This window comes from Clostridium sp., from assembly GCF_051656525.1.
Classification (GTDB): Bacteria; Bacillota; Clostridia; order Clostridiales; family Clostridiaceae; genus Clostridium.
The window spans coordinates 1-14,293 of record NZ_JBOGCC010000060.1; the positions used below are offsets into that span (position 1 = coordinate 1).

At 28.2% G+C, this 14,293-nt stretch carries 13 protein-coding genes; 5 read left to right on the plus strand and 8 right to left on the minus strand.

The genetic code is table 11. From position 1 onward, the window contains the following. Positions 1 to 23: 23 nt before the first annotated feature. Positions 24 to 1,574, plus strand: a complete 1,551-nt coding sequence (locus tag ACRDDY_RS02155) for an ABC transporter permease/substrate-binding protein (RefSeq protein ID WP_438563329.1) — start codon at positions 24 to 26, stop codon at positions 1,572 to 1,574. A gap of 39 nt (positions 1,575 to 1,613) precedes the next feature. Here ACRDDY_RS02155 and ACRDDY_RS02160 read toward each other — a convergent pair whose 3' ends face one another. Both ACRDDY_RS02160 and ACRDDY_RS02165 read right to left on the minus strand, forming a co-directional pair. Next, a complete protein-coding gene (locus tag ACRDDY_RS02160; protein ID WP_438563330.1) occupies positions 1,614 to 2,420 on the minus strand; it encodes a Cof-type HAD-IIB family hydrolase in 807 nt (268 codons plus the stop codon). Positions 2,421 to 2,431: 11 nt separating this feature from the next. After that, positions 2,432 to 3,202: an SDR family NAD(P)-dependent oxidoreductase gene (locus tag ACRDDY_RS02165; protein ID WP_438563331.1), complete on the minus strand. Its 771-nt coding sequence runs from the start codon at positions 3,200 to 3,202 to the stop codon at positions 2,432 to 2,434. 127 nt (positions 3,203 to 3,329) lie between these two features. Here ACRDDY_RS02165 and ACRDDY_RS02170 point away from each other — a divergent pair, with 127 nt between their 5' ends. Together ACRDDY_RS02170 and ACRDDY_RS02175 are read left to right on the plus strand one after the other, a co-directional pair. Beyond that, positions 3,330 to 4,292 carry a glycosyltransferase family 2 protein gene (locus tag ACRDDY_RS02170; protein WP_438563332.1) on the plus strand — a complete coding sequence of 321 codons (963 nt, stop codon included), beginning with the start codon at positions 3,330 to 3,332 and terminating at the stop codon, positions 4,290 to 4,292. A 159-nt stretch (positions 4,293 to 4,451) separates the two neighbouring features. Further along, on the plus strand, positions 4,452 to 5,339 hold the full coding sequence (locus ACRDDY_RS02175; RefSeq protein ID WP_438563333.1) for a 5'-nucleotidase, lipoprotein e(P4) family: 888 nt from the start codon (positions 4,452 to 4,454) through the stop codon (positions 5,337 to 5,339). Between the two features lie 297 nt (positions 5,340 to 5,636). Here ACRDDY_RS02175 and ACRDDY_RS02180 read toward each other — a convergent pair whose 3' ends face one another. The 3 genes from ACRDDY_RS02180 to ACRDDY_RS02190 form a co-directional block, all read right to left on the minus strand. Further along, positions 5,637 to 6,881: a glutamate-5-semialdehyde dehydrogenase gene (locus ACRDDY_RS02180; RefSeq protein ID WP_438563334.1), complete on the minus strand. Its 1,245-nt coding sequence runs from the start codon at positions 6,879 to 6,881 to the stop codon at positions 5,637 to 5,639. A gap of 12 nt (positions 6,882 to 6,893) precedes the next feature. Beyond that, entirely contained in the window at positions 6,894 to 7,703 is an 810-nt protein-coding gene (proB, locus tag ACRDDY_RS02185) for a glutamate 5-kinase (protein ID WP_438563335.1), read from the minus strand. A gap of 163 nt (positions 7,704 to 7,866) precedes the next feature. Continuing rightward, positions 7,867 to 8,064 (minus strand): hypothetical protein, encoded by a 198-nt coding sequence (locus ACRDDY_RS02190; protein WP_438563336.1) that lies wholly within the window; start codon positions 8,062 to 8,064, stop codon positions 7,867 to 7,869. Between the two features lie 214 nt (positions 8,065 to 8,278). On the opposite strand from ACRDDY_RS02190, the gene ACRDDY_RS02195 reads away from it, so the two are divergent. After that, complete coding sequence (locus tag ACRDDY_RS02195) at positions 8,279 to 9,628, plus strand: YjiH family protein (protein WP_438563337.1); 1,350 nt, start codon at positions 8,279 to 8,281, stop codon at positions 9,626 to 9,628. Between the two features lie 155 nt (positions 9,629 to 9,783). After that, the gene (locus ACRDDY_RS02200) at positions 9,784 to 11,370 is read left to right on the plus strand and encodes a DUF6056 family protein (RefSeq protein WP_438563338.1); all 1,587 of its coding nucleotides are present in this window, start codon (positions 9,784 to 9,786) and stop codon (positions 11,368 to 11,370) included. Between the two features lie 40 nt (positions 11,371 to 11,410). On the opposite strand, the gene ACRDDY_RS02205 is transcribed toward ACRDDY_RS02200, so the two are convergent. The 3 genes from ACRDDY_RS02205 to ACRDDY_RS02215 all read right to left on the minus strand — a co-directional run. Further along, positions 11,411 to 12,838, minus strand: coding sequence for an MDR family MFS transporter (locus ACRDDY_RS02205; RefSeq protein WP_438563339.1), 1,428 nt, complete (start codon positions 12,836 to 12,838; stop codon positions 11,411 to 11,413). Between the two features lie 142 nt (positions 12,839 to 12,980). Next, positions 12,981 to 13,412, minus strand: coding sequence for a hypothetical protein (locus ACRDDY_RS02210; protein WP_438563340.1), 432 nt, complete (start codon positions 13,410 to 13,412; stop codon positions 12,981 to 12,983). 126 nt (positions 13,413 to 13,538) lie between these two features. Continuing rightward, a partial coding sequence (locus ACRDDY_RS02215; protein WP_438563341.1) for a P-loop domain-containing protein occupies positions 13,539 to 14,293 on the minus strand: 755 nt, incomplete at its 5' end.

Here is a 14,293-nt window from a genome sequence, read left to right on the forward strand (position 1 = left end):
TCTTGATATGGAGGTGAGTATTCTTGGGTAATTTTATTGAATTTATTTTTTCTCAAAAAGAGCAAATCTTAAAACTAACAATTCAACATATGACTTTAACTATTATCGCTATATCTATAGCTATAATAATCGGTATTCCCTTAGGTATTTTTATTTCTAGAATTCAACTTTTGAAAAAACCAATAGTTGGTTCTATAAACCTTGTTCAAGCTATCCCTTCAATGGCTCTTTTAGGAATATTAATTCCCTTTCTAGGCATAGGTAGTACACCTGCTATATGTATGGTTGTTATGTATTCTCTATTACCCATAGTAAAAAATACTTGCACAGGAATTTCAGGAATAGACCCTGTTGTGTTAGAATCTGCTAAAGGAATTGGACTTACTAAAAATCAAGTCTTATTTAAAATTCAACTTCCATTAGCACTTCCTATGATAATGTCAGGTGTTAGAATTTCTGCTGTAACCTCTGTTGGACTAATGACACTAGCTGCCTTTATAGGTGCTGGCGGGCTTGGATATCTTGTGTTTTCAGGTGTTCAAACTATCAATAATAATATGATTTTAGCTGGAGCTATTCCCGCTTGTATACTTGCCTTATTAGTAGATTATATTTTTGGTAAAATAGAACTTTTAGTTACGCCAAAAGGTCTAAACCCATCTTCTCCTAGGTCTAATTTTTTAGGACTTAAGGTTATTAGCACAGTCTTAGCTGTATTATTTAGTATTTCTATTATTAATTCAGTAATAAATAACAGTAAAGATTCAGTAACCATAGGCTCTAAAAACTTTACTGAACAACTTATTCTTGGAAATATTTTTGCACTTATGGTAGAAGAACACACTAATTATAGTGTAAATAAAAAATTTAATCTTGGAGGTTCTTCAATTGCTTTTGCAGCTTTAGAATCTGGAGAAATAGATTTATATCCTGACTATACTGGAACTATTCTTTTAAATATTATGAATCAAAAGCCTATAAACGATTCAAAAAAATCCTACGATCATATAAATGAATTTTTAAATACTAATCATAATTTAATGCTTTTAGAACCTCTTGGTTTTAATAATACTTATAACCTTACAGTTACAAAGGATTTTGCAAATAAATATAATTTAAATACAATCTCTGATTTAGCTAAAATAAGTTCAGACTTAACACTTACACCTACTTTAGAGTTTGAAAATAGATCTGATGGACTTAAAGGATTATCAAAGCATTATAATTTAAAATTTAATAAAGTCAAAGCAATGGATGGAAGTCTTAGATACAGTGCTCTATCCCTTAGTGAATGTGATGTTATAGATGCTTTTACAACAGATGGTCTTTTAAAAAAATTTGATTTAAAAATATTAGAAGATGATAAAAATTTCTTCTCACCTTATGATACTGTTCCAGTAGTAAATAAAGCCTCTTTAGAGAAATATCCAGAGTTAGAAAAAACCCTAAATTTACTAAAAGGAAGGATAACAAAAGAAAAAATGATAGACTTAAACTACCAAGTAGATGAAGAAGGAAAAAACCCAGAAGAAGTGGCTAAATCCTTTCTTTTAAAAGAAAACTTAATTTCTTAAAAAAAAGCTATCACCTTGACTTAAAAGTGATAGCCTTTTCTATTTTTCAATTAACTCTTTTTCTATCCAGTTAACTATATATGCTAAAGGATTTTCATTGTTTGATGGTGCTATATATTTTGCTTTTTCTAATAATCTTGGATTAGCATTTTTAACTGCAAAACCATAGTTTGCCGCCTCTAGTAGGGCTTCATCATTCATGTTATCCCCAACTGCTACCACTTTATAATCTTGTAGCTTTTTCAATTCTATTAATTCTTTTAACGCTTGTCCTTTCGATGCTGAATTAGGAACTATTTCAAGATATTTTATAGCACTTCTTAAAGGTTTTTCTATATCATACATTGAAAAATCTTCTTCAAATTTATCTAAAATATCTCCTTCTCCAACTATTAATATTTTAGTCCATTTTTTATCCCAAATCTCTCCTTCTGAGCCAAAAACAACATTATATCCAAGCTTTGAAAATCTCTTTGTTAAATGACATTCTTTAAATACATATATATTTTCTTCTGAATATACTTCAAGCCCTATTCCTTCAACTTCCATAAGCTTTCTTATTATCTCTTTTCTATGCTCTTCTAAAGTATACTCATTTAAAACACTTTCTGTTTCATAGTCATAAATTTTGCATCCATTATAAAGAATTACAGGTAAACTTAATTTTAAATCAATTGCATATCTACTTGCTGAAGGTAGCATTCTTCCTGTTGCAACAGTAAAAAGCCCTCCATTTTCTTTAAAATATTCTATTGCTTTTCTATCTTCACCTGATATTTTTTTCTCTTTATTTATAATAGTTCCATCCATATCTGAAACTAACATTATTCCACTAAAAATCCCCATTTCAAATCCCCCTAACTATTTGTTTTAAATATTATTTTTCTTATTATACACCTTGGTAAAAGCTTTGTCCCTAAAACCATAACCTTATTTTTAAATCCTGGAATTATAATTACTTTTCCTTTTTTAAATCTATTATACCCTTCTTCTGCTACAACTTTTGCACTCATTAAATATTTTTTTGCTTTCTCTGATTTAACTATTCCTGCCTCTCTTTGAAACTCTGTTTTTACAGGACCTGGACAGATACATGATACCTTTACACCAAAGCCTTTACATTCTTCATATAAAGCCTCTGTTAAAGTTAAAATATATGCCTTTGAAGAATAGTAGGTACTCATTTTAGGACCTCCTACAAAAGCTGCTGTAGATGCAATATTTATAATAGCTCCATGTCCTCTCTTCTTCATTTTAGGAAGTAATCTTTTAATAATCGTAGTCGGTGCTTTTATATTTAAATTTATAAGCATCTCATCTTTTTTTTCATCTATTTCATCAAAATATCCAAAACTTCCTATTCCAGCATTATTAATTATAGTTTCTATATTATAATTATCTAAATCTATCAAAAATTTCTCAAGTTCTACATTATTTGATAAATCTACTTTTCTATAATCAACCTTAATTTTAAATTCTTCTTCCATTTCTTTTTTAATCTTCCTAAGTTCATCTTCATTTCTTGCCACTAAAAATAAATTTTTACCATCTTTCCCTATAATTTTAGCTAATTCATATCCAATTCCCTTTGTGGCACCTGTTATTAATGTATAAATTTCGTCTCTCATAAATAAAACTCCTTAAATTATCTTAAAATAATTATATAACATTTCTTTAATTTTTTCTTTTTATGTTATAATATTAAGGTATTTGGCTTAAAATGGATGATAGATTAATTTATTATGAGGTGATTTTTTGAAAAAGGACTTAGTTAGTGTAATAGTTCCTATGTATTTTGAGGAATTAGTTGCACAAGAATGTTATAACAGACTAAAAATTGTTATGGATGCTATCTCAAATATTGATTATGAACTTATTTTTATAAATGATGGAAGTACTGATAAAACATTAGAAATTTTATCAAATATAGCTTCTAAAGATTTAAATGTTAAAGTTATAAATTTTGCAAGAAACTTTGGGCATCAATTAGCTGTGACTGCAGGACTTTTTAACTGTTCTGGAGATGCTGTTATTATAATTGATGCGGATATGCAAGACCCACCTGAACTTATTCCTCAAATGCTTGATAAATGGAAAGAAGGCTTTGATGTAGTTTATGGGAAGCGTGGCACGAGAAAAGGTGAAAGTAAATTTAAACTTATAACAGCAAAATGCTTCTATAAATTTTTAGGGAAAATGTCAGACATTGATATTCCTAAAGATACAGGCGATTTTAGACTAATTGATAAAGCCGTTGTTGAAGCTTTTAAAGAAATGCCTGAACAAAATAGATTTATTAGAGGAATGATTAGCTGGATTGGATTTAACCAAACTTACATTGAATATACTAGAGATGAAAGATTTGCTGGTGAAACAAAATATCCTTTATCAAAAATGATAAAGTTTGCTAGTGATGGAATAATCTCATTTTCATCTAAGCCACTAAAGCTTATGACAGCCTTTGGTACAATTGCAATTATAATATCCTTTTTAATACTTATATATGCACTTGTTAGTAAGTTCTTCTTCCACGCAGGACTTGGTTGGACATCACTTATGTGCGTAATGGTATTCTTTGGTGGAGTACAGCTTGTTTCATTGGGAATAATAGGTGAATATATTGGTAGAATTTATGATGAAAGTAAAAGAAGACCCCTTTACTTAATAAAAGATAAAATTAATTTTATAAGTAAAAGATCAAATAATGATGATAATTAAATTTAGTGACATGCTGTAGATTAAATATGCAAATATTTAATCTACTTTTTTTTTTATCTTAATTAACTCTTAAGATGAAATTCACATAGACTTCACTTTAGCACTTCTTTAACGTGATAAAATATTTTCATAAATTTTGTTTTAAGGAGTGTTTTGTAAATGAAATCTAAAAGGCATTTTTTGAAAGGATTTTTTATCTTTATACTTGGTGGTATAATTTGCTCTACAATAGTTGGAATAACTTGCTATCATATATACATAAAAAAATTAAATACTTATAATGTTTCAGCTTCTAAAGACCAACTGGGAGACTATATGAAAGGTGCTTTTAATTGGCTAGAAAATAGTGGTGAAGCAGAATCATTAGAATATCAAGCCTTTAATTCAGCAACTACAAGCTTAGCTAACATGATAAAAGAACCAAGTTCTAAACCTAAAGCTGTTATTCTTGATATTGATGAAACTTGCCTTAATAATGCTCCTTTTCAAGGTTATGAATTGTTAAATGATAATGATGGTTTTGATTATTCAATTTGGAATAAATGGGTTAATTATGCTGAAGCTACAGCAATCCCTGGCTCTGTTCAATTTACTCAACAAGCTAATAACGATGGTGTTCAGATTTTCTATGTTTCAGGTAGATCACAAAGTGAATTAAATGCTACAGTTAAAAATTTAAATAAGCTTGGCTTTGCTCAAGCTAATATTCCTGGACATGTTATTTTATTACCACCTAACCAATCTGGTAAACAACCTACTTTTAATCAACTTGAGGAAAAATATGATGTTGTTATGTTTATCGGTGATCAATTAACTGATATGGGCTCTATTATGCATGGAAATAGTGCTGAAGAAAAAAAAGAGGTTACACAATATGAACAAGATTGGGGATCTAAATTTATTGCAATACCAGACCCTCTTTATGGAAATTATATCGGTGCGTTAGATGATGATAAAAAATTGACTCCTTCTCAGCAAATAAAAGTTTTTAATAAAGACATTCAAACTTTTAATCCCGAAACTGGGAAAGTATTTTTTAATAAATAATTTTAAAAAATACGTTACAAAACTATATCTTTTTTATATTTTTGTAACATTATAGTTAACTTTAGCATATAGTATACTATAAATTTGATTTTTTATCTTCTTTATAGTATAATTTATTTGAATTTTCAGATAATTTTCAATAAGAGCATTTACCTTTATTTTTTTAAAAAAGGAAGTGACTAACTTATTATTTTATAGTGGGTTACATTTCTCATGTAGCCCTTAAATTGTTTTCATTTTTTAATCGCATTAATATAAAAAAACACTTAAAGCGTCCGAACTTTAAGTGTTTTTCTTTTATCTAATTTGCCCATTTCCAAAAATAATATATTTAACTGAAGTTAACTCTTTTAATCCCATCGGACCTCTTGCATGAAGTTTTTGTGTGCTTATTCCTATTTCTGCACCAAATCCAAACTCCTCTCCATCAGTAAATCTAGTTGATGCATTTACATATACAGCTGCTGCATCTATTCTTTGTATAAACTTTTGAGAATTTGCATAGTTATTTGTAACTATAGCTTCTGAATGTCCTGTATTATACTTATTTATATGTTTAATAGCTTCATCTATACTTTCTACTATTTTTACACTCATTATAAAGTCTAAAAACTCAGTATAGAAATCCTCTTCTGTTGCTTCCTCCATATCCGGAATTATTTTCCTAGCTTTCTCATCGCCCTTTAACAATACACCTTTTTCTCTTAAAGCATCTGTTAAAATAGGTAATATTTCATTTGCTATCTCGGAATGAATAACTAAACTTTCTGCTGCATTACAAACAGATGGTCTTGATGTTTTAGCATTCACAACAATATCTCTTGCCATATCAAAATCACATTCTGAATCTACGTATATATGACAGTTCCCTGTTCCTGTTTCAATAACTGGAACTGTTGCATTTTTAACTACTGCTTTTATAAGCCCAGCTCCTCCTCTTGGAATTAATACATTTATATATTCATTAAGTTTCATCATTTCCGTTGCTACTTCTCTTGAAGTATCTTCTACTAATTGTACTGAATCCTCTGGAATTCCTGTTTCTTTTGAAGCTTCTCTTAAAACTTTTACTATTGCAATATTAGAATTTATAGCTTCACTTCCACCTCTTAATATAACTGCATTTCCTGTTTTTAAACAAAGACCTGCTGCATCACAAGTTACGTTTGGTCTAGCCTCATATATTATTCCAATAACTCCAATAGGAACTCTCTTTTGTCCTATTTGAAGTCCATTTGGTCTATTCCACATAGATATAACTTCTCCAACTGGATCTGGTAAACTAACAACTTGTCTCAACCCATTAGCCATTCCATTAATCCTATCTTTATTTAAAGCTAGTCTATCTAGCATTGGCTCTGAAGTCCTTTTTTCTCTAGCCTTATCTAAATCTTTTTTATTTTCTTCTATTATAAAATCAGCATTTTCTTCAAGTTTACTTGCCATTTTTAATAAAGCTTCATTTTTTTCTGTTGTACTTACATTAGCAAGTATATAACTTGCTTCTTTTGCTTTTTCTCCTAAAATTTCTAGCATATTCATTATTATTTCCTCCTATTTTCTTTTTAAAAATACAGTTCCTATTTTTTCTCCATTTAATATATCTATAATTACATCTGGATTTTCCCCATTTGCAAGAACCATATTAACAAAGGACTTATTTGCAACCTTTGCTGCCATAACTTTTGTAATCATTCCACCAGTTCCAAATTCACTTCCAGCACCGCCTGCTGCATTTTCAATCTCCTCTGTAATTTCTTCAATTACATCTAAAAGTTTCGCCTCTTCATTACTTCTTGGATCTTTATCATAAAAACCATCTATATCTGAAAGAATAATTAGTAAATCTGCCTTCACCAAAGAAGCTACGATTGCAGAAAGATTATCATTATCTCCAAATCTAACTATATTCTCAATCTCATCTATTGATACAGTATCATTTTCGTTTACTATTGGTAATATCCTCATTCCTAAAAGAGTTTCAAAAGTATTACACACATTTTCTCTAATATGCTCATCTTCAACTACATCTCTAGTTAGAAGTACTTGCCCAACAACATGACTAAAATCTCCAAAAAACTTACTATAAATATGCATAAGCTCACACTGTCCCACTGCTGCAACTGCTTGCTTTTCTCTTATAGTTTGAGGTCTTTCCTTTAATTTCAACTTACTCGTTCCAACTCCAATAGCTCCTGATGTTACAAGGATAACTTCTTTTCCTTCATTCATTAAATCTGAAATAACCATAGCAAGTCTTTCAATTCTTCTAAGATGGATACTTCCAGTTCCATGAGTTAGAGTTGATGTTCCAACTTTAATAACAATTCTTTTAGCTTTTCTTATTTCTTTTCTATATGTCATCTAAAATTCTCCCTACAATTAAATATTTATATTTATTATAATATATAATTTAACAATTGTTTCATCATTTAAACAAAAAAGATACCATTACCAACATTTATAATAAATATCAGTAAAGGTATCTTTTATTGAATGGGTGAAAATCCTAAAAATTTAGGTACTCTTATCTAGGACTTTCTTTGTAATTTTTGATTGTACATTCGATACAATTAATTGATTCATTTACTGAGTTCAATGAATCCTGTATCATTTTTTTGTTTTCTGGCTTTTCTACAGTTGTTAAAGCTTGTTCTAAACTACATTTAGCATCCTGTAAATCACCTAAAGAACAGTTTACGTTTTGAATTGCATTTTTTTGCATATTGCTCAACTCCTTTGCTCTTATTTACACTTATAGTATCTGTAAATTTCAAAAAATAATACATGCCTTTTTTAACCATATGGACAATTTATGTATAAACTTTGAACTTTTTAGTAAAAAAACCTTTATTTTTTCCGTGCCTTATATTATTATGTATATACATTGCATAAAATATATTATTAAATGTATAAAAATTAATTTTTGGAGGATGATTATGAATAAAAAACCTTTATCAAAAGTAAATTTATTAAAATTCATTATACCTTCTACCATCGGCGTTTTATTATTCATGACTCCAATGAGCATAGATGGAAAGGTAACAATTCCTATAGCTTTTTTAGCTAATTTTTTTGTTGATATTTTAGGAAGCAATTTACTTTATTTCGCAACACTAATAATATCTATATCAGCTCTAGGAAGTATACTTGCAAAAACTTTAAAACCAAAATTTATAATGAATAATTCCTATCTTAAACATCTTTTTGATGTTACACCAATTTGGCTTATTGCTAGAATTTTAGGAATGATTTTTGTAATTTCTGCAAATTTCAATATAGGTCCTGAAATATTTTGGTCAATGGATACAGGAGGATTTATTCTTCATGACTTGCTACCAATTTTAATCTGCGTATTTATGTTTGCAGGTTTTCTACTGCCATTATTATTAGATTTTGGTCTATTAGAATTTATTGGTACAATACTTACAAAATTTATGCGTCCTATTTTCAAATTACCTGGACGTTCATCAATAGACTGTATAACATCATGGCTTGGAGATGGAAGTGTCGGAATACTTCTTACTTCAAAACAATATGAGCTTGGATATTATACAAAAAAAGAAGCTTCTATTATTAGTACAAACTTTTCAGCAGTTTCAATAACATTCTGTCTTGTTGTACTTGCTCAAGTAGGACTTGATCATATGTTCGTACCATTTTACTTAACAGTATCAGTTGCTGGAGTTTTAGCTGCTATAATAATTCCTAGAATTCCACCATTATCAAAAAAGCCTAATACTCTTATAGATGATACAGTAAAAGAAAATTTAGAAGCTATTCCTGAAGGATACAACTCATTTTCTTATGGACTTGAAAAAGCTGTTGAAAAAGCTTCATTAGTAGCACATCCAAAAGAATTTATTATATCAGGACTTAAAAATATTTTTGATATGTGGGTTGGAGTTTTAGCAATTGTGATGGCAATGGGAGCTATTGCATTAATAATCTCAACATATACACCAATTTTTCAAATACTAGGAACACCATTTATTCCAATATTAAAAATGCTTGGAGTTCCAGAAGCTATACAAGCTTCTCAAACAATGGTTGTAGGATTTGCTGATATGTTCCTCCCTTCAGTCTTAGCAGGTAGTATTCAATCAGAAATGACAAGATTTATAATTGCTGCAGTATCAGTAACTCAGCTTGTATATATGTCAGAAATAGGAGGACTTCTACTAGGCTCAAAAATCCCAGTAAACTTCAAAGATTTAGTTATAATCTTTATAACTCGAACTTTAATTACACTTCCTATAATAGTACTTATGGCAAATTTAATATTTTAAAATATTATATAAAGAAGAACTGAATTTATAAGATGTCAGTTCTTCTTTTTTTAGTAAAATTTGTTATCAAAAGATTAATAAACCATTTATATCCACTACATAATAAATTGATATTATAATAAAATTAGTTTAATTATATAGTTAGGAGTATTTTTATGAAATCTAAAAATAAATCACTTTGTGATTCTAAAAAACAATTTAATAATCCTATACTAATAACTGGATTTATTTATTCAATTATTTTTATTGGACTTTTTTTAAAACTACTTACTATGTTTCCATATACAGCTGATGATTTATTTTGGGGAAGTGCTCAAGGATTAGACAAATTACACACTTTCTTTAGAGGTTATAACGGTCGTTATCTTGGAAATCTTCTAGTTATGGCACTTACACGAAGTTTAGTTTTAAAAACTTTAGTTATGATGTTACTTTTTATTCTTATCACTTATTTCATTAGTAAATTTATAGACAAACAATCAAATAAAGTTTTATTTATATTTGTTGCAGGAGCTTCCTTAGTTCTAATGCCAAGAGAAATTCTAGCTCAAGCTATCGTATGGACAGCAGGATTTTCAAACTATGTACCTGGCTCTGTATTTATACTAGCCTATTTAGCTATAGTACGAAAATTTTTAAATAAAAGTTATCCTAAAATAAGCAAACTATTTATTGTTCCTGTTTTTATTATGGCTGTTTGTGCCTGTTTATTTATGGAATTTGTTACTTTATTTAATCTTGTATTATCTTTAACTGTTTTAATTTATGTTTTAATTAAATTCAAAAAAATAAGTTCAATTGCTGTAAGTCATTTTTTAGGTACTATTTTAGGTATGTACCTTATGTTTCAAAATTCAAATTACCATAAAGTTGCAATTCATGCTGGATGGTATAGAAGTTTTAGTTTTAATGTATCATCAATGCTATATAACTTATTTTCTTATATGTATAAACAATTAGTTTTCTTTAATGTATTTATAAATTTCACATTAACTTTTCTTTTAATATTGATTATTGTTAGATCAATTAGATTTAAAAAATCAAAAATTTTAGGATTTTTACTGATGATTTATATGACTATATTTACTCTAGTTAGTTCTTATTTATATGTCACTGTATATTTGAAAAAATATGATTTAGTTCATATTAATGCTGCTGTAGATAAGGCTAATATATTTGGCTCAATTGCAAGTATACTTTTTTATATTACTATCTTATTATCAGTTATATTCTTTGTAAATATAACTAAAAATAAAGTTATGGGGATATTTTTCACTTTAGGAATAGGAACATTAACATTACCTTTATTTTTTGTATCTCCAATTGGACCTCGTTGCTTTATGCCAATGTATATCTTTTTTGTTGCGTTAATTGGAATATTAGTTAATGAACTTAATTTAACAAAAAAAATATTCATTGTTTTGTCTACTCTATTTTTAATTGCAACAATTTTAGGATTTGCTAGATTATTTTATGTATATACACCAATTCATAAAATAACTGTTGCAAGAAATGTAGTTCAAGCAGTAGAAGTTAAAGAAGGAAAAACCTCAATAGATATTCCTTATAATATTCCACATGACCAAACCTATGTATGGTATTGGCAACCTTACGTTCTTTGGCATGAAAACTATAAATCCTTTTATCATATTCCAATGAGTGATACATTAGTTAGAATTCCAAATTCGGAGTTTAAAGAAAAATATAAATCAATTTTAGATGCTAATAATATATCAATGTAAAAAAATCCGCTAAGTAAATTTATACTTAGTGGATTTATCTTTATCTCTTTATTTTTTTAGGTAGTATTAATGCAAATACTATTGTTACTATTGCTACTATGAATAATATAAAGAATATACTGTGAACTCCTGCAAAGAATCCATTTTTTATTTGCTCCATACTTAAATGGAATATATTATTTGTTGGACTTAAGTTATCTGGTGTTACTCCATTTATTCCTGTACTACTAAAATGTCTTGTTACAGCTGAGTTCATTACTGCTCCAAAGATTGCAACTCCAATTGTTTGCCCAAGTGTTCTTATTAATGTTGTTGTTGATGTTGAAACTCCAATATCTCTTGGTTCTACTGCTTCTTGAACTACTATTATTGATGTATTCATTACTCCACCAAATCCAAATCCTATTATAAACATTGCTATTATTAATACTATTATGTTTGTATTTATTCCTAATAATTCAACGATTCCCATTGCTACTATTAATATTACTATTGCAACTATTATTATTATTTTCTCACCATACTTTGGTAATGTCTTTGCAAGTATAAATGATGTCATAAACCATGCAAGTGACATTGGTGCTAAAAATAATCCTGATATTAATGGACTATATCCTAATACATTTTGAGTATATATTGGCATATATGATTGTATTGATATAAGAATTACTGATGCAATAAAACAAACTATATTCATTATTACAGTTGTTTTTGTAAAGATTTTTTTAGGAACTATTGGATCTTTTGCCTTTGCTTCAACTATGCAGAATATTATAAAGCTTATTATTGAAACTATTAATAATGATACTAAGAGTTTAATATCACTTGTTTCTAAACAACTAAATAATAATGCAACAATTGCAACAGTTAGGAATAATGATCCTAAATAATCTATTGTAGCTTCTCTCTTAACAACTTTTTCATGGAAATGTCTATTTATCATGTACATTCCTACTAATCCAAATGGTATGTTAACAAAGAAAATCCAATGCCATGAAAGTTTTGCAAGTATTGCGCCTCCAACAAAAGGTCCTAAAATACTAGCAACTCCCCATACTGTGCTTAAAAATCCTTGCATTTTTGCTTTTTCACTTGTTTCAAATAAATCCCCTATTATTGTATATGTAAGTGTAAGAATTGCTCCAGCTCCAAGTCCTTGTATTGCTCTAAATATTATAAGCTCTACCATACTTGTTGATAATCCGCTTAAAGTTGTACCTACTAAAAATATTATAATACCTATTGTTATAATCCTTTTTCTTCCAAACAAATCAGATAGTTTACCATAAATAGGCGTTGAAACTGCTGATGTTAGAAGATATGCTGAGAATATCCAACTTATAAGGTTGTACCCGTTTAAATCTCTAGCAATTGTTGGCATAGCTGTACTTACTACAGTTCCTTCAAATGCTGCTAGAAAAGTTACAAGCATTAATGCTATAACTACTAATTTTTTCTCTTTATTCATCCTTTTCTCCTTTGTTTTTCTTTTTGAACAAATATTAGTTTAGCATAAATTTTCTTCTCAAGTAAGGTTAACAATTTGTTAATTTTTTTACAAACTAGAAAGGCAAGAAGATTTACTTTCTATAATCTTCCTGCCTTTTATATTATTTTTCCATTTTACTATTTTTCTTATCTTTATTCTCTGTATTAGAGTCCTTAACTCTATTCTCTACATTATAACTTTTACCCTTATTTTCTACGTTATAATTCTTATCTTTGCTTTCCACATTATAATTTTGTTTATTCATCTTTTCTTTATCTAAATCTGCTCTATTTATTATTTCATCACCTTCAAAAGCCTCTATTGTAGGCTCATACTTATACTCAATGTCATAATCAACCTCTTCATCGTCCATATCAAAATCTTCATCTATATAATCATCACAATCACAATAATCATCATAATTACATATAGTCTTACAGCTATGACATTCCTTAACCATCTTCTTAACACACTTACAAGTCTTGCATCCTACAACTCCCATTATCATTCCTGTTGTTAATCCTAATAATCCTGTTAATGTACTTCTTTTCATTTTTCAACACCTCATCTTTATAAAATATATTCATGGTATTAGTATTCTTACTTTCTACTCTTTTTATGATATATTTTTAAGGTGTTTTATCCTTAATTTATACTTTTTTACATAACTTTATATCTTTTATAATTTTTCCATCTCTACTTTCAGCTTTCTGTATCTATTAAAAGCTGCCATTATCTCTTGTTTTCTTGGAAGTGCTAGGTTTCCTATACCACCTTTTGAATAACTTAAGTTTAGCATTCCTTTTTCATTTATTTCAATTAGTACTTTGTCTATTGCTTTGCTTAGGGTTATTTTGTTGTTTGCTATCTTTTCATCTACATATTTTAAGATATTTCCTATTGTTACAACTTGCTCTTTATCTACTATTTGTTCTACATATCTTAGGCTTATTTCATCTCTATTTACTATAAATCCATCAGTTCCTAATGTTTTTATTTTTATTCCTTTTTGTCCTTTTTCTATTGAACCTTTTTTTAGAATTCTATTTAAATTTATATTTATTTTTGCATTTCTTTCTTCTATTCTTTTTAGGATTAATCCTGATTTTAATTCTTTTGCTTTTTCTGTTACATCTTTAGCTTCATAACTATCCATTTGTATTACAGTGTCTGCAATGTCAAAATAATCTCCTGAACTTCCTACTACAATAATTGTTGATATATCCATTTGCTCATAACACCCTCTTACAAGTTCTATGAAAGGTGTTATTGGTTCTTTTTCTTTAGATACTAAGCTTTGCATAATATCATCTCTTATCATAAAGTTTGTTGCTGATGTATCTTCATCTATTAATATTGTTTTAGATTTCATTTCTATAGCTTCTACAATATTAGCTGCTTGTGATGTACTTCCACTTGCATTTTCTGATGTGA